This is a genomic window from Pseudoalteromonas rubra, from assembly GCF_005887095.1.
Taxonomy (GTDB): Bacteria; Pseudomonadota; Gammaproteobacteria; order Enterobacterales; family Alteromonadaceae; genus Pseudoalteromonas; species Pseudoalteromonas rubra_E.
On sequence record NZ_PNCI01000007.1, the window covers coordinates 17,874 to 43,268 of the forward strand.

Annotated in this window: 22 protein-coding genes and 1 tRNA gene; 17 read left to right on the forward strand and 6 right to left on the reverse strand. The window is 46.6% G+C overall.

Annotated features, from left to right (window positions below):
* The first annotated feature begins 103 nt into the window (after positions 1 to 103).
* The 3 genes from CWB99_RS02605 (at position 104) to CWB99_RS02615 (ending at position 3,538) form a co-directional block, all read left to right on the forward strand.
* The gene (locus CWB99_RS02605; RefSeq protein WP_138552584.1) at positions 104 to 2,065 is read left to right on the forward strand and encodes an FAD-dependent oxidoreductase; all 1,962 of its coding nucleotides are present in this window, start codon (positions 104 to 106) and stop codon (positions 2,063 to 2,065) included.
* 140 nt (positions 2,066 to 2,205) lie between these two features.
* Complete coding sequence (locus tag CWB99_RS02610) at positions 2,206 to 2,907, forward strand: HvfX family Cu-binding RiPP maturation protein (RefSeq protein ID WP_138552583.1); 702 nt, start codon at positions 2,206 to 2,208, stop codon at positions 2,905 to 2,907.
* An 82-nt stretch (positions 2,908 to 2,989) separates the two neighbouring features.
* Positions 2,990 to 3,538: an NAD(P)H nitroreductase gene (locus CWB99_RS02615; protein ID WP_138552582.1), complete on the forward strand. Its 549-nt coding sequence runs from the start codon at positions 2,990 to 2,992 to the stop codon at positions 3,536 to 3,538.
* A gap of 114 nt (positions 3,539 to 3,652) precedes the next feature.
* Here the strand turns inward: CWB99_RS02615 and CWB99_RS02620 are convergent, their stop codons facing one another.
* Entirely contained in the window at positions 3,653 to 6,199 is a 2,547-nt protein-coding gene (locus CWB99_RS02620; RefSeq protein ID WP_138552581.1) for a TonB-dependent receptor, read from the reverse strand.
* Positions 6,200 to 6,340: 141 nt separating this feature from the next.
* Between CWB99_RS02620 and CWB99_RS02625 the strand changes: the two genes are divergently transcribed.
* The gene (locus CWB99_RS02625; RefSeq protein WP_138552580.1) at positions 6,341 to 6,865 is read left to right on the forward strand and encodes a YaeQ family protein; all 525 of its coding nucleotides are present in this window, start codon (positions 6,341 to 6,343) and stop codon (positions 6,863 to 6,865) included.
* On the opposite strand, the gene yfaE is transcribed toward CWB99_RS02625, so the two are convergent.
* The 5 genes from yfaE to ubiG all read right to left on the reverse strand — a co-directional run bounded on the left by yfaE (position 6,857) and on the right by ubiG (position 12,317).
* Entirely contained in the window at positions 6,857 to 7,129 is a 273-nt protein-coding gene (gene yfaE / locus CWB99_RS02630; protein WP_138552579.1) for a class I ribonucleotide reductase maintenance protein YfaE, read from the reverse strand. The two genes, CWB99_RS02625 and yfaE, sit on opposite strands and share 9 nt — an antisense overlap.
* Positions 7,129 to 8,259, reverse strand: coding sequence for a class Ia ribonucleoside-diphosphate reductase subunit beta (nrdB, locus tag CWB99_RS02635; RefSeq protein ID WP_125717593.1), 1,131 nt, complete (start codon positions 8,257 to 8,259; stop codon positions 7,129 to 7,131). Before nrdB ends, yfaE begins: the two co-directional genes overlap by 1 nt.
* Positions 8,260 to 8,310: 51 nt before the next feature.
* Entirely contained in the window at positions 8,311 to 10,596 is a 2,286-nt protein-coding gene (nrdA, locus tag CWB99_RS02640; RefSeq protein ID WP_138552578.1) for a class 1a ribonucleoside-diphosphate reductase subunit alpha, read from the reverse strand.
* A 366-nt stretch (positions 10,597 to 10,962) separates the two neighbouring features.
* The gene (locus CWB99_RS02645) at positions 10,963 to 11,610 is read right to left on the reverse strand and encodes an HAD family hydrolase (RefSeq protein ID WP_138552577.1); all 648 of its coding nucleotides are present in this window, start codon (positions 11,608 to 11,610) and stop codon (positions 10,963 to 10,965) included.
* Positions 11,607 to 12,317, reverse strand: a complete 711-nt coding sequence (ubiG, locus tag CWB99_RS02650) for a bifunctional 2-polyprenyl-6-hydroxyphenol methylase/3-demethylubiquinol 3-O-methyltransferase UbiG (protein ID WP_138552576.1) — start codon at positions 12,315 to 12,317, stop codon at positions 11,607 to 11,609. The genes CWB99_RS02645 and ubiG overlap by 4 nt, the downstream gene beginning before the upstream one ends.
* 182 nt (positions 12,318 to 12,499) lie before the next feature.
* Between ubiG and gyrA the strand changes: the two genes are divergently transcribed.
* From gyrA to CWB99_RS02720, 13 genes are all read left to right on the forward strand, one after another.
* The gene (gene gyrA / locus CWB99_RS02655) at positions 12,500 to 15,163 is read left to right on the forward strand and encodes a DNA topoisomerase (ATP-hydrolyzing) subunit A (RefSeq protein ID WP_138552575.1); all 2,664 of its coding nucleotides are present in this window, start codon (positions 12,500 to 12,502) and stop codon (positions 15,161 to 15,163) included.
* Positions 15,164 to 15,307: 144 nt separating this feature from the next.
* Positions 15,308 to 16,390 carry a 3-phosphoserine/phosphohydroxythreonine transaminase gene (serC, locus tag CWB99_RS02660; protein ID WP_138552574.1) on the forward strand — a complete coding sequence of 361 codons (1,083 nt, stop codon included), beginning with the start codon at positions 15,308 to 15,310 and terminating at the stop codon, positions 16,388 to 16,390.
* Complete coding sequence (gene aroA / locus CWB99_RS02665; RefSeq protein WP_138552573.1) at positions 16,390 to 17,667, forward strand: 3-phosphoshikimate 1-carboxyvinyltransferase; 1,278 nt, start codon at positions 16,390 to 16,392, stop codon at positions 17,665 to 17,667. Before serC ends, aroA begins: the two co-directional genes overlap by 1 nt.
* A gap of 219 nt (positions 17,668 to 17,886) precedes the next feature.
* Positions 17,887 to 18,594, forward strand: a complete 708-nt coding sequence (gene cmk, locus CWB99_RS02670; protein ID WP_138552572.1) for a (d)CMP kinase — start codon at positions 17,887 to 17,889, stop codon at positions 18,592 to 18,594.
* A 96-nt stretch (positions 18,595 to 18,690) separates the two neighbouring features.
* On the forward strand, positions 18,691 to 20,358 hold the full coding sequence (gene rpsA, locus CWB99_RS02675) for a 30S ribosomal protein S1 (protein ID WP_010384522.1): 1,668 nt from the start codon (positions 18,691 to 18,693) through the stop codon (positions 20,356 to 20,358).
* 58 nt (positions 20,359 to 20,416) lie between these two features.
* Positions 20,417 to 20,707, forward strand: coding sequence for an integration host factor subunit beta (gene ihfB, locus CWB99_RS02680; RefSeq protein ID WP_046004371.1), 291 nt, complete (start codon positions 20,417 to 20,419; stop codon positions 20,705 to 20,707).
* Positions 20,708 to 20,722: 15 nt separating this feature from the next.
* Positions 20,723 to 20,986, forward strand: coding sequence for a lipopolysaccharide assembly protein LapA domain-containing protein (locus CWB99_RS02685; protein ID WP_138552571.1), 264 nt, complete (start codon positions 20,723 to 20,725; stop codon positions 20,984 to 20,986).
* Positions 20,983 to 22,134 carry a lipopolysaccharide assembly protein LapB gene (gene lapB, locus CWB99_RS02690; RefSeq protein WP_138552570.1) on the forward strand — a complete coding sequence of 384 codons (1,152 nt, stop codon included), beginning with the start codon at positions 20,983 to 20,985 and terminating at the stop codon, positions 22,132 to 22,134. The genes CWB99_RS02685 and lapB overlap by 4 nt, the downstream gene beginning before the upstream one ends.
* A gap of 34 nt (positions 22,135 to 22,168) precedes the next feature.
* Complete coding sequence (gene pyrF / locus CWB99_RS02695) at positions 22,169 to 22,879, forward strand: orotidine-5'-phosphate decarboxylase (RefSeq protein WP_138552569.1); 711 nt, start codon at positions 22,169 to 22,171, stop codon at positions 22,877 to 22,879.
* Positions 22,880 to 23,102: 223 nt separating this feature from the next.
* A complete protein-coding gene (locus CWB99_RS02700) occupies positions 23,103 to 23,516 on the forward strand; it encodes a hypothetical protein (protein ID WP_138552568.1) in 414 nt (137 codons plus the stop codon).
* A 131-nt stretch (positions 23,517 to 23,647) separates the two neighbouring features.
* Positions 23,648 to 24,085 carry a nucleoside deaminase gene (locus tag CWB99_RS02705; RefSeq protein WP_138552567.1) on the forward strand — a complete coding sequence of 146 codons (438 nt, stop codon included), beginning with the start codon at positions 23,648 to 23,650 and terminating at the stop codon, positions 24,083 to 24,085.
* Positions 24,086 to 24,741: 656 nt separating this feature from the next.
* Positions 24,742 to 24,832 (forward strand) — tRNA-Ser (locus tag CWB99_RS02715).
* Between the two features lie 51 nt (positions 24,833 to 24,883).
* Positions 24,884 to 25,252, forward strand: coding sequence for a hypothetical protein (locus CWB99_RS02720; protein WP_138552565.1), 369 nt, complete (start codon positions 24,884 to 24,886; stop codon positions 25,250 to 25,252).
* Positions 25,253 to 25,395 lie beyond the last annotated feature (143 nt).

Sequence of the window (25,395 nt, forward strand, 5' to 3'; positions counted from 1 at the left end):
ATCTCTGCGTGCAATTTAAAAGAAATTAGTCGCGGTTTTTGCTTGCGAAAAAATATAAAATCATTAATGTTCACAGGTAAGACCAGTTACATTGGGGCACGCAATGTTAGAACAAAAACTACAATTGAAGAACACAGATTTGCGAAATCGCTTGGTCATGGGCTCTATGCACACAGGCCTGGAAGAGGGATGGCATAACAGGAAACGACTTAAAGCCTTTTACGAGGAGCGCGCGAAAGGCGGTGTTGGCTTGATCATCACCGGAGGTTACAGCCCGAATTTACGCGGTAAATTAACCCCGATTTCTTCCTCGTTTAACAGTCGCTATGACATTATCAAGCACCGTGCATATACGGATGCCGTGCATGAACACGGTGGCAAGATTTGCCTTCAGTTATTACATGCCGGGCGTTACGCTTATCACCCTTTTAATGTTGCACCCAGCGAGATTAAAGCGCCCATTAACCCTTATACACCAAAATCTATGTCGCTGAGCATGATCCGCAACACAGTCAAAGATTTCGCTAAATCTGCCAAAATGGCGGAGAAAGCAGGGTATGATGGTGTTGAAATCATGGGCTCTGAAGGCTATCTGATCAACGAGTTCATGGCTGAACACACCAATAAGCGTCAAGATTTATACGGTGGCACCCTGGAAAACAGAATGCGGCTGGCCGTTGAGATTGTTCGTGCTGTACGTGAAAAGGTTTCGCCTAAGTTCATCATTGTATTTCGTTTATCGGTAATGGATCTAATCCCTAATGGTTCAACAGCACAAGAGGTTACGGCTCAGGCCAGAGCGCTGGAAGAGGCGGGTGTAGACATCCTCAATACGGGGATCGGCTGGCATGAAGCGCGAGTTCCAACGATTGCCAGTATGGTGCCAGCGGGCGCTTTTCGTGAAGCCTCTAAGCGTCTTAAAGATGTTGTGGATATTCCAGTCGTGGCGGTCAACCGGATCAATACCCCTGAGCTTGCCAATGATATTCTCAATCAGGGAGAGGCGGACCTGATTTCCATGGCGCGCCCTTTACTCGCCGATCCTGAGTTTTTTAACAAGTATGCGCAGGATAAGGCTGAACAAATCAATATTTGTATTGGCTGTAATCAGGGTTGCCTGGACCATGTATTTAAAGGCAAGCGGGCTACTTGTCTGGTTAATCCGCAGGCAGGTTTCGAGCTTGATTATCCTCTGGAGCGTACAAGCAGCCCCAAACAGGTGCTAGTTGTCGGCGCAGGCCCGGCGGGTTTGTCCGCCAGCTGTTATCTTGCCAAAAAGGGCCATAAGGTGACCTTGATTGACAAGAATGAACATGCTGGAGGTCAGTTTAATCTGGCCATGCGGATCCCTGGTAAAGAAGACTTTAAATACACCTTGAACTACTTCCTGAAGGAAGTCGAACGCCTGTGCATTGAGCTCAAGCTTGGTTGTGAATATGAGTCATCTATGGCTCAGTCATACGATGACATTGTATTTGCAACCGGGGTCAGTCCTCGACAATCCAGAATTACCTGTAGCGATGGTAAGCGTGTTTTTGCTTACGATGAGGTGATCCGTAAGGAAGTTGAGCTGGGTGATAAAATCGCGATTCTTGGCGCCGGAGGAATTGGTTTTGATATGGTTGCTTTTCTGGCTGAGCAGGCAGATCAGAGCATAGAAGAATTTAAAGCGCAGTGGGGAATTGAATGTCAGCCGTCAGACAGCGGGACGGGTAAAAAGCTCTATATGCTTAAACGTAGCGAAGGTCGCTTTGGTAACAACTTAGGCAAAACGACAGGGTGGATCCACCGAGCGGTAGCGAAGCACCATAACGTCGAACAGATTGCCGAATGTGAGTATATTTCTTTTGATAACAAAGGTCTGCTTGTTAAGCAAGGCGGGAAAGAGCGCGTCCTGGACGTGGATACCGTGGTTGCTTGTATTGGTCAGACATCGAACGATGCTTTATTTGACAAAGACGCCATGCCTGCCAACCAGCATGTCATTGGCGGTGCTAAGCTGGCGGCGGCTATTGATGCCAAGAGAGCTATCTATGAAGCGTTGCAGGTAGCGAGAAAGATATAAACCTGACGATGAACAACACAACACGGGTAGGCTTTATGTATGGCGCCCGTGTTGTGTGGCAGTTAAAAGCATACTATTTGCAATAAAAAACGGTGATATAAGGTCTACACTCATAACATCAGTTATAACAGACTTTATATATGCTTAAATCATTCTACCTCCTTTATCGTTCTCTTCTGGACAAAGCGTCTTTACTGGATGGCCTGGCGCCTCTGATGCTCAGGCTTATTTTGGCACCCGTAATGATCATTGCCGGATTCAATAAACTCAACCTTGCTAATGCGGATCTCGCCTGGTGGCAACGCTTGCTGGCCGATGAAAATGTCGTTGCCTGGTTTGGTAACGCGCAGTGGGGACTTGGCCTGCCTGCGCCGGATTTGTTGGCTTTTCTCGCGGGTTGGAGTGAATTTCTTGGCGGCTGGCTACTGTTGATCGGACTGGCTACGCGCCTGGTGTCTGTGCCACTTGCCGTGACTATGTTTGTTGCCGCGACTCAGGTGCACTGGCATAACGGCTGGTTCTCGGTCGCACCTAGTAATCCGGATACCAGCGCCGCGCAAGTATTTGCCTGGCTGGGAAGCGATGTCGCTAAGCAGAGCCTGGAAGCGAGTAACGAGGTGGCTGAGCGGCTGTCCCGCATCAAAGAAATTGTTGACGCCAATGGATTACCAGAATACCTCTATGAATACGGAAACCCGGTTATCCTGAATAATGGCATTGAGTTCGCAGCCATTTACTTTGCAATGCTGGTAAGCCTGATATTTACGGGGGGTGGGCGCTATTTCAGCCTCGACTATTGGCTCCGTAAATATCTCGAACCTACTAAGGATTACTTGCCATGAATGGTTTTTAGCAACTGCTACTAAACTTTTAGGCCTGTGTCGCGTTAGAATAGTGAGTGAACAGAAATTTTAGGAATTACAAATGGATGCCATAGAACTTTTACTGACGCGACAATCCGACAGCAACCTGTCTTTTCCGGGACCAAATACCGACCAGCTTGAAGTGATAAAAAAAGCTGCCCTCAAGGTGCCTGATCACGGTGGCTTAAAGCCTTGGCGCTTTATTTTGGTAGAGGAGCAGGGCAGAGAGAAATTGGGCGAGATATTCTACCAGGCAGCAGTCGAGGAACAACAAGAGCAGCGTATCATCGACCGTGCCAAATCACTGCCTGAGCGTGCACCTATGCTGATCATTGCCATTTCCCCCTATATGGAGCACCCAAAAGTGCCCAGAATCGAGCAGATTGAAAGCGCAGCCTGTAGCGTGTTTGCTATGCAACAAGCGGCTTTTGCACAGGGCCTGTCTGGTGTTTGGAGAACAGGTTATTTTGCGCAGAGCGCATCCGTTAAGCGCCAGCTTGGCCTGAACGAACAGGATGAGATTGTCGGTTATCTATACCTTGGCACGCCAACAGTGCAATGTACTAAACCTGTCAGGCATCAGCCAGAAGATTTTTTCACTCAGTTGTAATGCGAAGATTTATTTGATACGGAAAAGAAAATGCCGCCAGGTGGCGGCATTGGGCTCAGATAGGAACTGTTTGTCTTTGGCTATTAGCGTGTAAGATAAACAGAGCCTACAAACTTAGAAATAGCCACGGATCCCTAACTTGAAGTTACGTCCTGGCAGTGGAGCTTGCTCTTTGATAAACGAGCTGTGTACGAAGCCCAGTTCATCTGTGATGTTGTCGACATTCACATAACCAACTAAGTCTACACCCGATAAACTGAAATCATAACTGAAGCTGGCATTAAGCAAAGTATAGCTGTCCGTCTTCGTTTCTGACTGCGCTAGTTTATCTTGTGTCATGTAATGCGTGGCGCTTAGCTCCGCTGAGAAATCTTCCAGTTCAAAACGGTAGCTAGTACCGAGTTTATTGGCTGGGATACGTGGTAGATATTCACCAGAGTCAAGTTCAGCTCTCAGGTGATCACCAAATACCTTAATACGGTTACGGGCATCAATCTGATAGTGGGCATCAAATTCAAATCCGTATAGTTCAGCATCGGCGCTTTCAAACTGATACACAGGTAATGCACCATCGTGATGGTGGTCGGCCAGTTCTATGCCATGCTCGCCTGTGTACATATAACCTGTGTTGCGCTGGTAATAGTAGTTAGAAACATCATTGTAGAAAAAGTTTACTGTGTAACCGAAGTCACCGATGAAACGTCTGATACTAATGTCCAGGTTAGTGGATCTTTCCTGCTCTATATTCTCCGGCTCGAAATGAACTTCGTCACCTTCGATGTGATAGCCAAGGCCGAGCTCGTAGGTAGAGGTTGCAATGTGCAGGCCGTTTGACAAGAGTTCAGCAGTCAAAGGCGCACGTTCAGAGCGTGACAGGTTGACAGCGACATTCTGACCTTCTGCAAAATCATATACAGCACCAATGGATGCACTGAAGTTAGTGGTATCCAGTGTGTAGTCGATGATTTCAGCCACATGTTCATCTTCATGACCTTCATGCTCGTGCTCATCGTGCTCGTCATGATCATGTTCGTCGTGTTCATCGTGGCCTGAGGTAAAGCTACTCGACAGCGCAAAGTCCTCAACGCGTGCACCCAATTCTAACGTCACATCACCAAAGCGACGTTCTTCCAGGATATAAAGAGCATGAGTTTTGGTATTGGTAGCAGGAGTGAAAGCTTCTGCGCCCACTGCAGCATAATCGCTATCAGTATAGTGATAACCGATAATACCATGCCACTCGCCCAACCTGTGTTCGATGTTGGTTCTCAGTTCAGTTGTTTCGTTAGTGAACGTTGTACCAACGGCACCATGTTCAATCTCAGAGTGTTCATAATCGGTAAAACCAGCGCGCACCTGAATAGACTCAATCCAGTTATTGTGCAGTGCATAGTTAAACAGGGCCTGCCATCTGTCTTGTTTTACGCGGGCAAAGACCGACTCTTCTTCATTACCATGTGCATCATCGTGTTCGTCTTCACCGTGCTCATCATGGTCGTGCTCATCGTGATCATGTTCATCATGATCGTGATCGTCGCCGTGGTCGTGATGTTCATGAGAGTGAGCAGGGATCCCATAGTCTGTTTCAATGCGGCCGTAAGATAAGCCAACCGTTAAGTGATCGCCAACGAAGCTGGTACCAATATTAAACTGTTCAGAGTCGATGAAGGTATTGGCAACACGCTCTGCGTACTCAGCTTCGCCGTGTGCTTCCTCGCCATGCTCTTCTTCTGCATGCTCGTCGTGACCGTGTTCCTCATGTTCGTCATGATGCTCTTCATCGTGGTCATGATCGTCATGCTCTTCACCCGGCAGAGCAAAACGCGGTGTGTCATAGTCACCACCTTTACGCGTTACGCCATCAAAGTGGAAGTTAAAGCCGTTGTTGCCCGCTTCAAATAAGGCGGCAACTGTATTGGTGTTTGAGTTGGTGTCATGGCTGAACTCAGCAGCGCCCTGAACAACCTCAATGACATCAGTTGGGATACGGTTGTCTACTACATTAACCACACCACCAATGGCGCCTGAGCCATACAGTAAAGTAGCAGGACCGCGTAGTACTTCAATTTGCTGTGCAGACAACGAATCGTTGGTATTCGCATGATCAGGACCAACACGAGATGCGTCACTGCTGTCCAGGCCATTCTGAGTGATTTTAACGCGCGGACCGTCTAGGCCACGAATGATCGGGCTGGAAGAGACTGGCCCGAAATAGCTGGCATTAATGCCTGGCAGTTGCTTAAGGGTTTCACCCAGTGTTGGTTGTGCGCTGTTTTTCAGCTCGTCACCACTAAGCACGGTAACAGGGGAAGCCATTTCGATGTTATTTTTGTGTAGTGCAGACGCATAGACAACAACACTCTCTACAGAGCTTGGGGTCAGCTTGACTGTGACATAAGGCGAGTCTGGAGAAACATCGATACGCTCGTTTACGAAGTTATTTTTGCTTACATGAAGCTGTGAATCCTGATCGACATTAATGCTAAACTGACCGTTAATGTCAGTTTTTACTGACTGTGACTTACCGTGTAAGTGTACGGTGGCATTAGGAACTGGTTGGTTGTTGGTATCCAGCACTTTACCTTTCAGTTGTGCGGCTGAGGCCTGAGAAGAAAAAATTGCGCTGGTTATGGCAAAAGTGATCAAAGATTGTTTAAACATAGTGCTCTTTCTGGATTGATTATACTTGCAATAATATAACACCGCACCAATGCGGTATCAATGATGTTATACTATATCCGCAAGGTTGCATTATTTTGACGGCTTCATATAGTTACAGTGATAGGTTTGGATGGATGAATTATGACAGATCTCTTTGTTTTTAAAGTACGGATGAACATAGCAGATCTGTTTCATCGGTCACATCATCAGGAAGTGTTCACCGCAGCGTTGCAAAAAGCCGAAACGCTGGAGCACTTTGTGTTGAAGCTAATAGGTTTCTGTGGCTTGTCTTACTTAGACAACGTGCACTGGCTGGGAGTGAGAGAGAAAAATCAGCCCGATGTCTGGCTTGAAAATGCCCAAGGCCAAATCGAAGTTGCGCTGTATATTGGTGAGCTCAGCCTGGGTGAACTGCAAAAGTATCGTAAACATGCAAATAAAGTGGTTTGTCTGGTGGCCGACGCAGACGCCTGGTACAAGGAGCTCTCTCCCCATTTGATAGCGATGCAGGACATTCGAATTTTTTCTTTATCGGCGGAGTTTGTAAGTCAGCTGGCTGCTGCGCTCTCACGCAGTCTGCACTGGGATGTGATCATAGACAATGGGGTGATAAGTGTGAGTGATAAAGTGGATTACTACCAGAGTGAGATCATTAAACTACACTAGCTTAATGATCACGTCTGTCACGGGTTTGCTGCAACAGAGCAAAATTTCTCCGTCACGCACAAACGCCAAAGGCTCTTGATTATAGGCAATCTTACCTCGACATAACTTGGCGCGACAGGCGCCACAGAATCCCTCTCTGCATTGATAGGCTACTTCAACCTGGTTTGCTTCAAGCGTTGCGAGTAATGAAGGGGAGTGAGCCGCGTGTAACAGCGGCTCTTTTTCTGGGTCAAGAAAGATTTTTTTGACTGGCCTGTCTGCCATTACAGATCAAAGTCACCAAAGTCAGAGGCATCAACTTCTGAGTCAATCTGACCAACCAGGTAAGAACTAATCTCAGCTTCCTGAGGGGCAACCTGAACGTTGTCAGAGACTAACCAGGCATTGATCCAGGGGATTGGGTTACTATTGCTTTCAAACTGTGCTGGTAATCCAACCGCGGTCATGCGGACATTGGTGATGTACTCAACATACTGACACAGAATGTCTTTATTCAGCCCAATCATAGAGCCATCTTTAAACAGGTATTCAGCCCACTCTTTTTCCTGCTCCGCGGCTTCTACGAACATCTGAATGGCTTGTTCCTGACATTGCGCAGCAACAATGGCCATTTCCGGGTCGTCTTTGCCATCTTGCATGATATTCAGAATGTGCTGAGTACCAGACAGGTGAAGCGCTTCGTCTCGGGCGATCAGCTTAATGATTTTTGCATTACCTTCCATCAGCTCACGCTCAGCAAATGCAAACGAACAGGCAAAGCTCACATAAAAGCGAATGGCTTCAAGAATGTTCACCGACATAATGCACAGATACAGCATTTTCTTCAGCTCGAACAGGTTAATATGCACTGTCTCACCGTTGATTTCGTGTTTGCCTTCGCCGTACAGGTTATAAAGTGATACTTTTTCTATTAGTTCATCATAGTGCTTAGTGACGGCTTCTGCACGCTCACTGATCTTATCGTTTTCAACGATGTCGTCGAAAATAAGCTCAGGTGATTTAGTCACATTACGAATAATGTGTGTGTATGAACGACTGTGAATGGTTTCACTGAACGCCCAGGTTTCAATCCAGGTTTCCAGCTCAGGGATAGATACAATTGGCAACAAAGCCACATTGGGAGAACGTCCCTGGACGCTGTCTAACAGAGTTTGGTACTTCAGGTTACTCAGGAAAATGTGCTTTTCGTGCTCTGGTAATGCCTGAAAGTCTAACCTGTCTTTGCTCACATCGACTTCTTCTGGTCGCCAGAAAAAAGACAACTGCTTTTCAATCAGCTTTTCGAAAATAGGGTACTTCTGCTGATCATAACGGGAGACATTAACAGACTGACCGAAAAACATCGGTTCCTGCAATTGATCGTTGTGGGTTCTGTTAAACGTAGAATACGACATAGATAATTCTCGACACCAAAAAAGAGCGGGTAAAATACCCGCTAACCATGATTAGATTTTACAAGCGCCGCCTGCACAATCATCGTCTTCAACCTCAGGTTTCATTTCGTCCTGAGCATCCGATGCACCGTCACGGGTGTTGTGGTAATACAGGGTTTTCACACCCAGTTTGTATGCAGTAAGCAAATCTTTAAGCAACAGCTTCATAGGTACTTTACCACCCTCAAACTTAGTAGGGTCGTAGTTCGTGTTTGCTGAGATCGTTTGATCAACAAACTTTTGCATAATACCTACCAGACCAAGGTAACCATCGTTTGACGGGATATCCCATAGCAGCTCGTAGTTGCCCTTCAGTCTTTCGTACTCAGGCACAACTTGCTTTAGGATACCATCTTTACTGGCCTTAACGCTAATGTGACCACGCGGTGGCTCAATACCATTGGTTGCGTTTGAGATCTGAGAAGAGGTCTCAGACGGCATCAGTGCAGACAAGGTTGAGTTACGCATACCGTATTGCATGATGTCCTGACGCAGTACGTCCCAGTCAAGGTGCAGTGGCTCGTTACAGATGTTGTCGACATCTTTCTTGTAGGTATCGATTGGCATAATACCTTTTGCGTAAGTTGTCTCATTGAACTTAGGACATGCGCCGCGTTCCTGAGCCAGCTTGTTGGACGCTTTCATCAGGTAGTACTGAATCGCTTCAAACGTTCTATGAGTCAGGCCGTTGGCACTGCCGTCTGAATATTTTACGCCATTCTTAGCCAGGTAGTAGGCGTAGTTGATAACACCAATACCCAGTGTACGACGACCCATAGTCGCATTTTTTGCCGCCGGAACAGGGTAGTCCTGGAAGTCAAGCAAGTTGTCCAAAGCGCGAACGGCCAACTCAGCTAACTCTTCAAGCTCATCCAGGCTGCTGATAGCACCCAGGTTAAAGGCCGACAGCGTACACAGGGCGATTTCGCCTTCTTCATCATTAACATGACTGAGTGGCTTAGTTGGCAGTGCAATTTCCAGGCACAAGTTAGACTGGCGAATTGGCGCAACTTTGGCATCAAACGGGCTATGCGTGTTGCAGTGGTCTACGTTTTGAAGGTAGATACGGCCCGTACTTGCGCGTTCCTGCGCAAACATAGAGAACAGCTCAAGTGCCTTTATGCGCTTCTTACGGATAGACTCGTCTTGCTCGTATTGTACATACAGGCGCTCGAATTTGTCCTGATCTTCAAAGAAGGCATCGTACAACCCCGGTACGTCTGACGGACTAAATAGCGTGATATAGTCATCTTTGATCAGACGCGTGTACATGGTTTTGTTGAACTGAACGCCGTAGTCGAGGTGTCTTACACGGTTTTCCTCAACACCACGGTTGTTCTTCAGCACCAGCAGGTTTTCAACTTCCAGGTGCCAAAGTGGGTAAAACAGCGTTGCTGCTCCGCCACGTACACCACCCTGAGAGCAGCTCTTTACTGCTGTCTGGAAGTGTTTATAAAAAGGAATACATCCTGTGTGGAATGCTTCACCATTGCGAATAGGGCTACCCAGCGCACGAATTCGACCTGCGTTGACACCGATCCCTGCGCGCTGACTGACGTATTTTACGATGGCAGATGAAGTGGCGTTAATCGAATCCAGACTGTCTGCTGTTTCAATTAATACACATGAGCTGAACTGGCGCGTTGGCGTACGTACGCCCGACATAATAGGTGTCGGCAACGAAATCTTGAACTGTGAAACCGCATCGTAAAAACGCTTGATGTAGTCAAGGCGTGTTTCTTTTGGATAATCTGAAAACAGGCTGGCAGCAACCAGGATATACAGGAACTGAGCACTTTCATAGATTTCACCTGTTACACGATTCTGAACCAGGTACTTACCTTCGAGCTGTTTTACCGCAGCATAACTGAACGACATATCACGGTCATGATCGAGGAAGTTGTTTAGCTGCTCATATTCTTCACGGGTATAGTCGGTTAACAGACCTGCATCATAGCGCTTGTCTTCAACCAGTTTAGTCACGTGGTCGTAAAGATGAGGTGGTTCGAACTGGCCATAGGCCTTCTTGCGCAAATGGAATACAGCCAGACGCGCCGCAAGGTATTGGTAGTCTGGTGTGTCTTTTGAGATTAGATCAGCAGCGGCTTTAATGATTGTCTCATGAATGTCTTCTGTACGAATTCCATCATAAAACTGAATGTGAGACTTAAGCTCGACTTGAGAAACCGACACATTATTCAGGCCTTCGGCAGCCCAGTTTATCACTCGATGAATTTTATCTAAATCAAGCGGCTCTTTACGGCCGTTTCGTTTACTGACAGATAATTGTTGGTTCATAGCTACGCCTGTATTCCCCCGGAATGCGGTAATTTTCATCGCATATTCATAATTGCTTAGCATTTCACCACTATATATGGTGTCCGCTAGAAAGAGGATCACAAGATAGTGGGGTTAGCGTCATTTTGCAATAGAACAACTTTCTATGGATTGTGGATAACATAGGGATAATATTTTTATGTTAGCAAATACTAACCTTCTGCTATCCAACGACGCTGTAAGCAAAAAAAAATCAACTCACACCAGTCGATTTTTCGCTTTTTTTAAGAAATTTTCGCAAATTGCACGACTGTTTTTTTTCTGCGCAAGTTTGTTCTCAATATAGTATAAAGCACAATATATAGTGGTGTTTTATTATAAATGACACTAAATATGAGAAAAGATCGATTCTGGGTTAGTAAGATCCAGATCCGCAGACCAGCTGTGTGCCTCTTCCAGGGATGGAATGAAGCCCCATAAGGCTGCCGCTGACCTCATACCAGCCGCTTTGGCCGCAGCAATATCTCGAGCAGCGTCTCCTACATATATACATTGCTCAGGATTAACCCCCAGTTTTTCGGCCACAAGCAGCAGCGGCTCGGGGTGGGGTTTGGCAACGGTTAATGTATCGCCACAGACAACGACCTCAATGTCTCTGAGTACGGCGATTTGCGCCAGCAAGGGCAGGGTCAGAAAGGTTGGCTTGTTGGTCATGATGCCCGTTTTAATCCCTTTCTGCGCAAGAGTCTCTAATAAAGACTCAACCCCTGTAAAACAGTGTGAGTGAACCGCGAGGTTCTGTGCATAGTAGTCGAGGACTTCCTGTTTCAGGGTTTCGAAGTCGAATTCAGTGAGTTTGTCACCAAAGCCAACTTCCAATAATGCTTTTACACCATTGGAGATAGCCGGGCTATACACAGCGCGATCGACTTGCGCCATACCGTGTTTTTTCAAAACGTGGTTCAGTGCACAGCCTAAGTCATCACTGGTATCGAGCAATGTGCCGTCGAGGTCAAATATTACAGCCTGTGTCATGCGAGCTTCTCAAAATGTAGTAGGTAATTGACACTGACATCATTGGTCAGTGTAAAGGTTTTGCCAAACGGGTTGTAGTTGATCCCGGCAGCACGACGTACTTTCAGGCCTTCTGCTTCAGCCCAGCCAATCAAAGTTGAGGGGCGAATAAATTTATTGTGGTCATGGGTACCTGGAGGCACCATTTTTAATACTCGCTCCGCAGCAACGACAGCAAGTAAGAACGCCTTATGGGTTTTATTCAATGTCGAAAAAAACACATCAGCTCCGGGCTTGGCTGCTTTTGCAACCGCTGCAACGATAGATGCAGGATCAGGTACGTGTTCCAACATCTCCATACAGGTGACTACGTCAAACTGCTCGGGGTGGTGTGCAGCAAATTCTTCGGCAGCCACTTTACGGTAGTCTATGCTCACCCCCGCTTCGAGTGCGTGTAATTTAGCAACGTTTAACGGTTCCTGGCCCAAATCAATACCGTGTGCTTTTGCGCCAAGCTTTGCCATGCTTTCGGTCAGAATGCCACCTCCACAGCCCACATCCAGCACATTTTTCTCAAATAACCCGCCACAGCGGTCATTGATAAAATCTAATCGCAGCGGATTAATATCGTGCAGCGGCTTAAATTCACCGTCGCGATCCCACCAGCGTTCTGCTATCTCTTCAAATTTCGCAATTTCACTTAAATCTACATTTTGATGTTCGGTCATAAAAAACTTCCTCGTTGAGCTGAGGGCATTCTATCGGTATTGGATTAAATTTCCGAGTGATTTAGCCACTGCATTAGGGCAGAAACTATGATAGTATCCCCAGTCGAACTAATAATAATTGAGCCTTTTGATGTCCATAGTGTGACACAAAAGGGAAAGACTCTGAAGGAAAGTGGTATTAAATGACTGATCTTGCCAATGAAATCCTCCCGGTCAATATCGAAGACGAATTGAAAAATTCCTACCTTGATTACGCGATGAGCGTTATCGTTGGACGTGCGTTACCGGATGTCCGCGATGGCCTGAAACCTGTGCACCGTCGCGTGTTATTCGCAATGAACGAGTTGCGTAACGACTGGAACAAACCTTATAAGAAATCAGCCCGTGTTGTGGGCGACGTGATCGGTAAATACCACCCGCATGGTGATAGTGCGGTTTACGATACTATAGTTCGTATGGCACAGCCTTTCTCACTTCGCTACATGCTGGTGGATGGTCAGGGTAACTTCGGTTCTGTCGATGGTGACTCGGCAGCTGCGATGCGTTATACCGAAGTTCGTATGGCGAAAATGTCTCACGAGCTGTTGGCAGACCTGGAAAAAGAAACCGTTGATTACGTGCCAAACTACGATGGCACAGAACAAATTCCTGATGTGTTACCAACAAAAGTCCCTAACTTACTGGTGAACGGTTCGTCTGGTATCGCGGTTGGTATGGCGACAAACATTCCGCCTCACAACCTGACTGAAGTGATCAACGGCTGCCTGGCTGTGATCCAAAACCCGGATATCACCATCGATGAGCTGATTGATTATATTCCGGGTCCGGATTTCCCGACCGCAGCTATCATCAACGGCAAAAAAGGCATTGAACAGGCCTATAAAACCGGCCGCGGTAAAGTCTATATCCGTGCCCGTGCTGAAATCGAAACCGATGAGAAAACCGGCAAAGAAACCATCATTGTCAACGAGATCCCATATCAGGTTAACAAAGCGCGTTTGATTGAGAAAATCGCCGAGCTGGTTAAAGACAAGAAGGTAGAAGGGATCAGCGCACTGCGTGACGAATCTGATAAAGACGGTATGCGCATCGTTATTGAGATCAAACGTGGTGAAGTGGGCGAAGTTGTTCTGAACAACCTGTATGCTCAAACTCAGCTGCAAACTGTCTTTGGTATCAACATGGTTGCGCTGGATAACAATCAGCCTAAGTGTTTCAACCTCAAAGAAATGCTCGAAGCCTTTATTGTTCACCGCCGTGAAGTGGTTACGCGTCGTACCGTTTATGACCTGCGTAAAGCACGTGATCGTGCGCACACGCTTGAAGGTCTGGCAATTGCGCTGGCGAACATCGACCCGATTATTGAGCTTATCCGTAAGTCACCGACTCCGGCAGAAGCAAAAGCAGCACTAACCGCACGTTCATGGGAGCTGGGTTCTGTGCGCTCTATGCTGGAGCGTGCTGGCGAAGAGAACGTGGCACGCCCAGACTGGCTGGATGCTGAGCTGGGGATCCGTGATGGCCAGTACTATCTGTCAGAGCAACAGGCTCAGGCTATTCTTGATTTACGCTTACACAAGCTCACAGGCCTTGAGCATGAAAAGATTCTGGGTGAATACCAGGAGCTGCTAGATCTAATTGCTGAGCTACTCTTTATTTTGTCATCACCAGATCGTCTGATGGAAGTGATCCGTGACGAGCTGGCGGAAATAAAGGAAAACTATGGCGATGACCGTCGTACTGAGATTTCTGCGGCAGCGCACGATATTAGCCTGGAAGATCTGATCAACGAAGAAGATGTGGTTGTGACCCTGTCTCACGAAGGCTATGTGAAATATCAGCCTCTGTCTGATTACGAAGCGCAGCGTCGTGGTGGTAAAGGTAAAGCGGCAACTAAGATGAAGGATGAAGACTTCATTGAGCGTTTGCTGGTTGCCAATACCCACGATACTATTCTGTGTTTCTCAACATCAGGACGCCTGTACTGGCTGAAAGTGTATCAGTTACCTCTGGCATCGCGTGCTGCGCGTGGTAAGCCAATCGTTAACTTACTGCCACTGGAAGCCGACGAGCGTATCACCACGATTCTGCCGGTTAAACAGTATGAAGACGATAAATTTGTACTGATGGCGACGGCCAATGGTGTAGTGAAGAAGACGCCTCTGACAGCATACAGCCGTCAACGTGCAAGCGGGATTATCGCGATTAACCTGAATGACGGTGATAACCTGATCGGTGCAGATATCACTGATGGCACAAACGACATCATGCTATTCACTGACCATGGTAAAGTCGTTCGCTTCAACGAGAAGCTGCGCGATTCAGAAACCGGTGAAGTGAAGATCGACCCTGAAACTGGCGAAGAAATGATGGCGCTGCGCCCTATGGGTCGTACTGCGACAGGTGTTCGCGGCATCAAGATGCCTGATGACGTCAAAGTGGTTTCGTTAATTGTGCCTAAGAATGACGGTGCCATTCTAACCGTGACTGAAAACGGGTATGGTAAGCGTACGCCACTTGAGGAGTATCCGGCGAAGAGCCGTGCAACTCAGGGGGTTGTGTCAATTAAGGTGACTGAGCGCAACGGTCGCGTCGTTGGGGCCGTACAGGTTCAGGACAATGACGAAATCATGCTGATCTCTAATCGTGGCACTCTGGTCCGTACCCGAGTCAACGAGGTATCTACCGTTGGACGTAATACTCAGGGCGTTATCCTGATCAGAACGGTTGACGACGAGCAGGTAGTTGGTTTACAACGTATCGAAGAGATTGAAATCGACGACACCCTGGAAGGGGAAGCAGAGCTTGTTGAAACGCCTGACACTGATGAGCAGGCGCCAGAGTAATCTGGTTCAAGATAAAAAAGCGGCTTAGGCCGCTTTTTTATTCTCCGACGTCTACAGTCTGGGCGCAACATCACAAACAATGTGCCCGTGAAAGATAATTAAGCACACTGCCTGGTGCAGTATAAAAACTGGAATGAGGAAACTATGAGCGTTTATAACTTTTGTGCCGGTCCGGCGATGCTGCCACCTGCTGTTATGAAAAAAGCCCAGCAAGAATTTATTAACTGGCAGAATCTTGGCGTCTCTGTGATGGAGATTAGCCATCGTTCAGCGCCATTTCTGGAACTGGCCCGTGAATGTGAAGCAAGTCTTCGCCGTCTGATGAATATTTCAGATGAGTTTGAGGTGTTGTTTATGCACGGCGGCGGTCGCGGCCATTTTGCGGCAGTGCCTCTTAACTTGCACCAGGACGACGCACCCGGTGTTTACATTGAAAATGGTATCTGGTCCTGCGGCGCGACCAAAGAAGGTCAAAAATTCACTCAGGTCGAGGCGATTGATATCCGACGAGATCAGGATGGTGTTTTTGACGTGCTGCCTGTGTCGCAGTGGGATTTACCTGAAAATGCAGCATATATTCACTATTGTCCTAATGAAACCATTGATGGCATAGAGCTATTTGATGTACCAAAGCATCCAACCGCGCCGATTGTCGCAGATATGTCTTCAAATATTCTGTCGCGTGAAATGAACGTAGATGACTTTGATCTGATTTATGCCGGTGCACAGAAAAACATAGGCCCATCAGGGCTGAGTATTGCCATTGTACGCAAGACTCTGCTTGAGCGAAAAGGTCTGCCAAGACCTGCAATTCTGGATTACGCGATTGAAGCGCAACAGCAAAGCATGTACAACACGCCACCCACGTTTGCCTGGTATCTGGCCGCTGAAGTATTTAAATATCTCGAGTCAATTGGTGGTGTTAAGGCGATGGAAGCGCACAATAAAGAAAAAGCAGCGCTGCTGTACGATTACATCGACAGTTCTTCTTTCTACCTGAACAAGGTTGCTAAACACTGCCGTTCTCTGATGAATGTGCCATTCTGGTTGAACGATGAATTGTTGAATGAGAAATTTCTGTCACAGGCACAGGAAAACGGCCTGATTGCATTGGAAGGTCACCGTTTTGTGGGTGGCATGCGAGCCAGTATCTACAATGCGATGCCTATTGAAGGGATCAAAGCGCTGATCGCATTTATGGAAAAGTTTGCTCAGGAGAACAGCTGATGGAGCAACTCAAGCTTAATGCAATTAGCAAAGTGAACGGTAGTGTCACCTTGCCCGGCTCTAAGAGCTTGTCAAACCGGGTTTTATTACTGGCAGCCTTGTGTGATGGTGTCACACAAGTGAACAATCTGCTCGATAGTGACGATATTCGCCATATGCTGTTAGCGCTTGCAGAGATGGGCGTGAATGTTGAGTTAAGTGCGGACAAAACGTCTGCTCGTGTCTATGGTCAGGGCGGACGTTTCAAATCGCCGTCTGAGGCATTATTTTTGGGTAACGCGGGAACCGCGTTCAGGCCACTGACCGCCGTGCTGGCGGCATCTCAGGGCCAGTTCACCCTGATAGGTGAACCCAGAATGGAGGAGCGTCCCATTGGTCACCTGGTTGATGCGCTACATACCTTAGGTGCCGACATAAAATATTTGAAAAATAAAGACTACCCTCCGCTACAGGTCAACGGGGATGCCATTGAGGGGGGAGACGTTGAAATCGACGGCAGCATTTCAAGTCAGTTTCTGACGGCTCTGCTTATGGCTGCACCACTGTTTGTCAAGGACACCACCATTCGGATCAAGGGTGAGCTGGTTTCAAAACCCTACATAGACATAACGCTGGGTGTGATGGCGCAGTTTGGCGTTACGGTTGAGCATGACAACTATCAGGTATTTCATGTTAAAGGCCAGCAGGGTTATGTTTCTCCAGGTAGCATCATGGTTGAAGGTGACGCATCGTCGGCATCTTACTTTATCGCCGCAGCGGCTATTGCAGGCGGCGAAATCGAAATCAATGGGGTCGGGCGCAAGAGTGTTCAGGGGGACATCGGCTTTGCTTCTGTGATGGAGCAAGTCGGGGCGGTAATTGATTGGCACGACGAAAAACTGGTGGTTCGTAAAGGGGAGCTCAATGGGGTCGATATTGATGCCAACGCGATTCCTGACGCTGCAATGACATTGGCGACCGTTGCTTTGTTTGCAAAGGGCAAAACGGCAATTCGTAACATCTACAACTGGCGTGTTAAAGAAACGGATCGTTTATACGCCATGGCAACGGAGCTTAAAAAGGTCGGTGCTGAGGTAGTAGAAGGACACGATTTCATCGAAATCACACCGCCTGCGGCTTTCCGCCTGGCTGAGATCGATACCTATAATGATCACCGCATTGCCATGTGTTTCTCCATGGTGGCCGTGGGTGGGGTGGATGTAGTCATTAATGACCCCGGCTGTACAGCGAAAACCTTCCCAACTTATTTTGACGTTTTGTCTTCGGTTAGTCAGTAACACCGGAACGACTGTTTGGTCGCTTTAGGTAACTGAAATTTAGCCGCTCTCAGGCAACTTGTTACTTATGAACAGGTTGCCTGTCATGCCATCTCACTCACCATTGTTTGCACTGTAAATTTAAAATCAAACAAAAAGTTACATGTCAATAAGGATCTATTCAGTAAACTTGCGTATAATACTGCCGTTAATTTTTGGTGTGCATTTCGGGAGGTTTAAATGCAGGCTGCAATGCCAGTAATCACCGTGGACGGCCCAAGCGGCTCAGGTAAAGGAACGGTTTGTCGTTTGCTTGCCGAAAAGCTCGATTGGGACGTGTTGGATAGTGGCGCTATTTATCGCGTTTTATCTTTGGCCGCTATTCATCATCATATTGCACTCGATAACGAAGAGGCTTTAGTGCCGCTTGCCGCGAATCTGGATGTTCAGTTTCCAATCGATGGCGTTACGAAAAAAATTAAAGTGATACTTGAAGGTGAGGACGTTACACATACGATCCGCAATGAGGAAGTGGGCGCAGCTGCGTCAAAAATAGCCGCATTACCCCGGGTTCGTGAAGCACTATTGCGTCGTCAAAGAGCTTTTCGCAGTGAAAGTGGTTTGATTGCCGATGGTAGAGATATGGGTACGGTCGTTTTCCCAAAAGCAGAATTGAAAATTTATTTAACAGCCAGTGCACAAGAGCGTGCAAAGCGTCGTTATCTGGAGTTGAAGGATAAAGACCTGGATGTTACACTAGATGGTCTTTTAAGCGAGATTGAAGCTCGTGATGACCGCGATATGAACCGCAAAGTCGCCCCTTTGGTGCCAGCGGAGGATGCTATTGTGGTCGATACAACTGAATTAGATGCAGAACAAGTGTTTGCGAAAGTAATCTCTTTGGTTCAAGAGGCGATTGCCGCTGGTAAGTTGCCCGCATCGAACTAGATTTTTTTACCGCGTTGGCAGGAAGCCGACGTTATATTAACCACCCCATGCAGCATGGTTGCTAATTGGAATGTTTATTTATGAGACGTATTTAGTATGTCAGAAAATTTTGCGCAGTTATTTGAAGAAAGCCTAAAGGGTTTTGAAGCAGAGCAAGGCTCTATCGTTAAAGGTACTGTTATCTCAATCGAGAACAACATTGTTCTTGTAGATGCTGGCCTTAAGTCTGAAAGTGCAATCCCTGCAGAGCAATTCAAAAATGCTGCTGGTGAACTAGAAGTTGCTGTTGGCGACGAAGTAGATGTTGCACTAGACGCAATCGAAGATGGTTTCGGTGAAACTATTCTTTCTCGTGAGAAAGCGAAGCGTCACGAAGCTTGGATCCGCCTTGAGAAAGCTTGTGAAGAACAAGAAACTGTTGTTGGTATCATCAACGGTAAAGTTAAAGGTGGTTTCACTGTTGAAGTTGATTCAATCCGTGCATTCCTACCTGGTTCACTTGTTGACGTTCGTCCAGTACGTGACACAACACACCTTGAAGGTAAAGAGCTTGAGTTCAAAGTAATCAAGCTTGACCAGAAGCGTAACAACGTAGTTGTTTCTCGTCGTGCTGTTATCGAGTCTGAAAACTCACAAGAGCGTGAAGAGCTGCTGGCTAACCTTGTTGAAGGTCAAGAAGTTAAAGGTATCGTTAAGAACCTGACAGACTACGGTGCGTTCGTAGATCTGGGCGGTGTTGACGGCCTACTTCACATCACTGACATGGCTTGGAAGCGCGTTAAGCACCCAAGCGAAATCGTAAATGTTGGTGACGAGATCGCAGTTAAAGTACTTAAGTTCGACAAAGAGAAGACGCGTGTTTCTCTAGGCCTTAAGCAACTTGGCGAAGATCCTTGGGCAGCTATCGCTGGCCGTTACCCAGAAGGCGCTAAGCTGACTGGTCGTGTTACTAACCTGACTGACTACGGTTGCTTCGTTGAAATCGAAGAAGGCGTTGAAGGTCTGGTACACGTATCTGAAATGGACTGGACTAACAAGAACATCCATCCTTCAAAAGTTGTTTCACTAGGTGACACTGTTGAAGTTATGGTTCTTGAAATCGACGAAGAGCGTCGTCGTATTTCTCTTGGTCTTAAGCAGTGTAAAGCTAACCCTTGGCAGGAATTTGCTCGTCTACAGAACAAAGGCGACCAAGTTACTGGTAAGATCAAGTCTATCACTGATTTCGGTATCTTCATCGGTCTTGACGGTGGTATCGACGGTCTTGTACACCTGTCTGACATTTCTTGGAACACGCCTGGCGAAGAAGCCGTACGTGAATACAAGAAAGGCGACGAGATCTCTGCAATCGTTCTTCAGGTTGACCCAGAGCGTGAGCGTATCTCACTAGGCGTTAAGCAAATCGAAGCTGATCCTTTCAATAACTACCTAGACGCAAACAAAAAAGGTGCTATTGTTAAAGGTAAAGTGACAGATGTTGACGCGAAAGGCGCAACTGTTGAGCTTATCGAAGGCGTTGAAGGCTACATCCGTGTTGCTGACATCGCACAAGAGCGCATCGAAGACGCAACTAGCGTTGTTTCTGCAGGCGACGAAATTGAAGCTAAATTTGTAGGTGTTGATCGTAAGAACCGTACTATCAGCCTATCTGTTAAAGCTATCTTCGAAGCTGAAGAGAAAGAAGCGCTTGAGAAGCTGAAGAAAGAAGAGCCAGCATTCGAAAATGCAATGGCTGCAGCTTTCAAAAACGCTCAAAAAGACTAATACTCAGTCTTGAATAGAAGGGCACTTTTGCCCTTCTTTTTTATCTAAAGGAAACGCTATGACAAAGTCAGAACTAATCGAAAAACTTGCTGAGCAACATATTCACGTTCCAGTCAAAGACGTTGAAAATGCGGTAAAAGAGATTTTAGAGCAGATGGCAGGTTCACTTTCAAGCTCGGATCGCATCGAAATCCGCGGCTTTGGTAGCTTTTCACTCCACTATCGTTCACCTCGTACAGGTCGCAATCCTAAAACTGGTGAAACCGTAGAGCTGGATGGAAAGTACGTACCTCATTTTAAACCTGGTAAAGAACTTCGCGACCGCGTAAATGCCAGTCTTGAAAGCTAAATAAAGAGGTAACGCTTGATCCAGGTAGTAAGAAAAGGATTATTTTTGGTACTGGTGATAATCGCTTTCGTACTGGGAACACAAAACCCAGCTTTGGTCAGAGTGGATTATATCATCGCCAGTTCAGAAGTACCGTTGGCCAGTTTAATGAGCCTGTGTGTGGTATTCGGTTTAGTGCTAGGGGTGTTGCTGGGCATTGGCAAAATAACGCAGTTAAAAAGGCAAATTCGCCAGCAGCAGAGAGTCAATCATTCGACGCAAGCGCAAAACAGTAAATGATTGAGTTACTTTTCCTATTGCTTCCGGTAGCAGCTGCTTATGGCTACGTCATGGGGAAAAACAGTGCTAAGAATCAAGCTCATGAACAAAACCGAAAGATTACTTCGGAGTACAGCAAAGGATTAAAGTTTCTTTTAGATAGAGAAGAAGATCAGGGTCTAGAACACCTGATAAAATTGTTAGAGGTCAGTGCCGACTCCGTAGAGCACTACCTCATACTCGCCACCTTATTCCGCAAAAGGGGTGAGCTCGATCGAGCCATCCGCATTCACGAGCTATTGCTAAAGCAACCCAGCTTGGATACTCAGGTTATTCAGTCTTGTAAGCTAGCTCTTGCCGAAGACTACATCATGGCAGGTTTATTAGACAGTGCAGAAGAACATTTGGTCGAGCTGGTTAAAGCAGACTATGAAGAAGCACTGACGCCCATAATTCAGCTTTACTCGCAAACGCGCGAATGGCAAAAGGGCGTCAATATGTATGAGAGCCATTCGGATCTGTTTACCGAACAAGTTTATTGTGCCGCCATTGCCAATTTTTATTGTGAAGCTGCACTTGAAAGGCCAGCTCAGGACCAGTGTGATACAGAGTATTTTGAGCGAGCACTCAAATTACCAAAAACCACTATTAGGCCACTGTTTGAACTAGGCCATGATGCTCTGGGCAAAGAGGATAATGTCAAAGCTATTTATTATTGGCGTAAGTTGGTTTCACAATTCCCTTGTGCCATCCCGCTTGTATTGCAAGACCTGCAAATTTGTTATCAGCGCCTTAATATTGAGCACGAATTTTATACGCTGGTGAATGATCTGCTCACAGCCAGCGGTGTATTGGTAAAAATAAAACACTGCGAAGGTCTAATGGAAGCAGGCAATACAGAGCAAGCGGTTGAATATCTTACAGACACACTAAAGCGTGAACCATCAATCCGTGGTTTTAGTTTTTTACTTAAATTGCTCGCCCAAAGACAAGATAAGTTTCAGTCTGTATTAAATGAAGTAGACAATCTGGTGTCTGCCTATGTAGCAACAAAGCCAGACTACCAGTGTCGCAACTGTGGTTTCACCAGCCACAAACTCTATTGGTTATGTCCTTCCTGTAAGTCTTGGGAGTCAATACTGCCAAGCCAGGGCGTGGACGGGTATTAAAAATCGACATGTTAGAAGGTGAAATAGGTCAACTATGTCAAACACAGAAATGAAAAAGGTGCTTATTGCACTGGATTACGACAACGAAGCTGCTGCGCTGGCGTTTGTATCCCAGCTTTCTCCGAATGAATGTCGACTAAAAGTTGGAAAAGAAATGTTTACCTACTTCGGTCCTCAGTTTGTTTCAAAGCTGATCGATAAAGGGTTTGATGTATTTCTGGATTTGAAGTTTCATGATATCCCAAATACTGTCGCTAAAGCTGTAACTGCGGCAGCCGAGCTGGGTGTTTGGATGGTTAACGTGCATGCCAGTGGTGGCACCGAAATGATGAGCAAAGCAAAACAAGCACTCGAAGCTTATGGAGACAAAGCCCCTCTGTTGATTGCAGTAACAGTGCTGACCAGCATGGACCAGGCACAGCTCAGCAAACTGGGCGTAGATAAAACGCCTCAAGAGCAGGTGCTTTACTTGGCAAAACTGGCAAAAGAGTCAGGGCTCGATGGTGTTGTGTGCTCTGCGCAGGAAGCACAAACCCTCAAGGCTGAATTAGGCAATGAGTTTTGCTTGGTCACACCGGGGATCCGTCCTGCGGGGAGTGATGCCGGAGATCAGAAACGCATCATGACACCTGAGTTGGCAATAAAATCGGGTAGTGATTATCTTGTGGTTGGCAGGCCTATCACTCAGGCTACTAATCCGGTGGAAGCCCTGAGCGCCATCAACGAATCAATCAGGGGTCTTTAAACCCAGTCCCATCTCAGACTTAAGACCAGCTAGCTCTAAATAGCTGGTCTTGCTGTGCCAACCTTAGGCCAGCTACTACAGCGTCCAAAATCACTTCTATGCGTTAACATCCAAGTTGTGCTGGATATTTAATCAAGGGAAAAATCCCCCAACATGTATAAGCCTGCTACACTAATATTGTTACAGGAAGTTTACGCATTGGTATCAACATCAAGGAGCTGATATGGACCAGCAACAAGTGGCCAGCATAGTGCATGGCCTGGCTAATGGCATTGACCCCATCACAGGAGAGATCCTGCCCGCACAGTCGCCTTATAACCACCCAGACGTGATTAGGGCCCTTTTTCAGTCTTTACAGTGGCAGCCCAAGGCCAAAAAAGTAAAGAAAACTCTGGCTCAAAAACAGCAGGAAAACTTCGAGAAAGGGTTACCGAAAAATTATGGGTTACCCTGGTCAGAAAAAGACATAGAGCAGGTGCTGGAGCAATACAAAGGGAATGTAGAGATCGATAAAATCGCAGTAAACCTCGCGAGAAAGCCGGGCTCAATTATTGCGGTATTGAGCAAACAAGGCGTTGTTGACGATGTGCAGGCTCAACAGCTCAACCAGCAATACAGATATCAGGTACAGCGTTAATTTGCTCAGATGGCACCGCCGTATCAGAGTTAGGTTATTCTTATTTTGTCCTCAATTACATGCTAGCTTGGGAGAAGTTGAGGACGATCCGTCTTCATATTCAAATTGGTATAAACATCAGGAGTGCAACGATGGATAAGTTTTTAGCTGCGGCGATTGAAGAAGCGAAAAAAGGGCTTGATGAAGGGGGGATCCCGATTGGTTCTGTGCTGGTTCATAAAGGCCAAATAATTGGACGTGGGCATAATCAGCGAGTCCAGAAGGGGAGTACGGTGCTACATGGCGAAATGGATGCCTTGGAAAATGCCGGCCGTTTGAGCGCTGCGGTTTACAAAGAGTGTACTTTATATACCACGTTGTCGCCTTGTCCAATGTGCTCAGGGACTGTCATGCTTTACGGTATACCGAAAGTGGTGATAGGGGAAAACAAAAACTTTATGGGTAATGAAGCGTTACTTCGTGAAAATGGTGTAGAACTGGATGTTCGTCAGGATCCTGAATGCATCACTATGATGGACGATTTTATCAAAGCCCGCCCTGATCTATGGAATGAAGACATAGGTGAATGATCTTACTGAAAGTGAATTTCTTATCTCGGTCTTTGAAACTGTGATTTGTCATTAAAAAAGGAACTTTGTCCACTAATTATCGGTCTTGCGGTTGTTTTGTGACCTGAATGTTTGTTAGGCTAAAGCGTAGCAGTCTCAGAGCACAATTATAAGAAGAATAGTAATGGGCAATCTATTTTTGAAAGAACGGGAGAATTGGTGGACTTGGATTGTCTGGGGTATTTTAGGGTGTATTTCTACTGGTATCATACTACCGCACATTAGTGAGGTGTGGCTTGCACTGTTGTCACCTGGTTGTTTTTTGCTCATATTAACCAGCTGGATGAACTATAGTCGACGCTTTGACTTTAGTCGCGCATTTAAGGTGCTCAGTTGTGTGACGGTTATGTCTGTTATCCCCATTTTCATTGAACATTTATTCCCGGTAATTGATCCAACACAGGGCATCGTTGATATGGCATTTGTGATACTGATTTGTATTGGGGTAAGTGTAATAGGTGCACTATTTGCGAGAAGACCGAGACAGTATTATTAGCTGGCTACGCTTTAGATTAAGCAGGATGAATGAAAGATAACCATCTAAGCATTACTTTTGCAAAATCTTAAATTAAGGCTTTACATTTACGCCGTGGCGCAATAGAATGCGCGCCAACAACGGAGAGATGGCTGAGTGGTTGAAAGCACCGGTCTTGAAAACCGGCATACGTTAATAGCGTATCTAGGGTTCAAATCCCTATCTCTCCGCCACCTCATTCCCAAAACCGCCTATACGGCGGTTTTTTTCGTTAGGAGGCAGTGATGACTAAGCAAGTTGTTATTCATAGTTCGTTATGGGTGATTTTTAGTTTCTTTTATTTGAGTGGCCTGCAGGCTGCTTTGGTATTGGCAATTGACGGGCAGGCGTATCCCAGTATCGGTATCACCTTGCTCTACACTTTCATATTCAACTTGCTTGTCGGACACATCATCACCAAGTATGAAAAGCTGTTTCCTATGGTAGCCAGTGTGGTCATTGCTGTGTTTGGCGTCGTTGGCTTCGGCTGTTATTTTACTGAGCGCCTGGCAGGGTACAGTAACGAGTTAATCATAGGTTTGACGCTCAGTTTGCCATTTGCCACTTTCATCGTCAGAGAGTTCAAACAGAAAAGTTACAGCAAAACGCAATAGGCGCAAGCCACTCACAAGATTCGCAGGCAGCCGGGCTGCCTGCACATTACCTCCAATCCTGCTGTTTCTATAAAGTTATTCGCCTCCCTGTTAGTCATCTGTGTGCTGTGATACACTGCCGCTTCTTTTAAACTGATAAATAA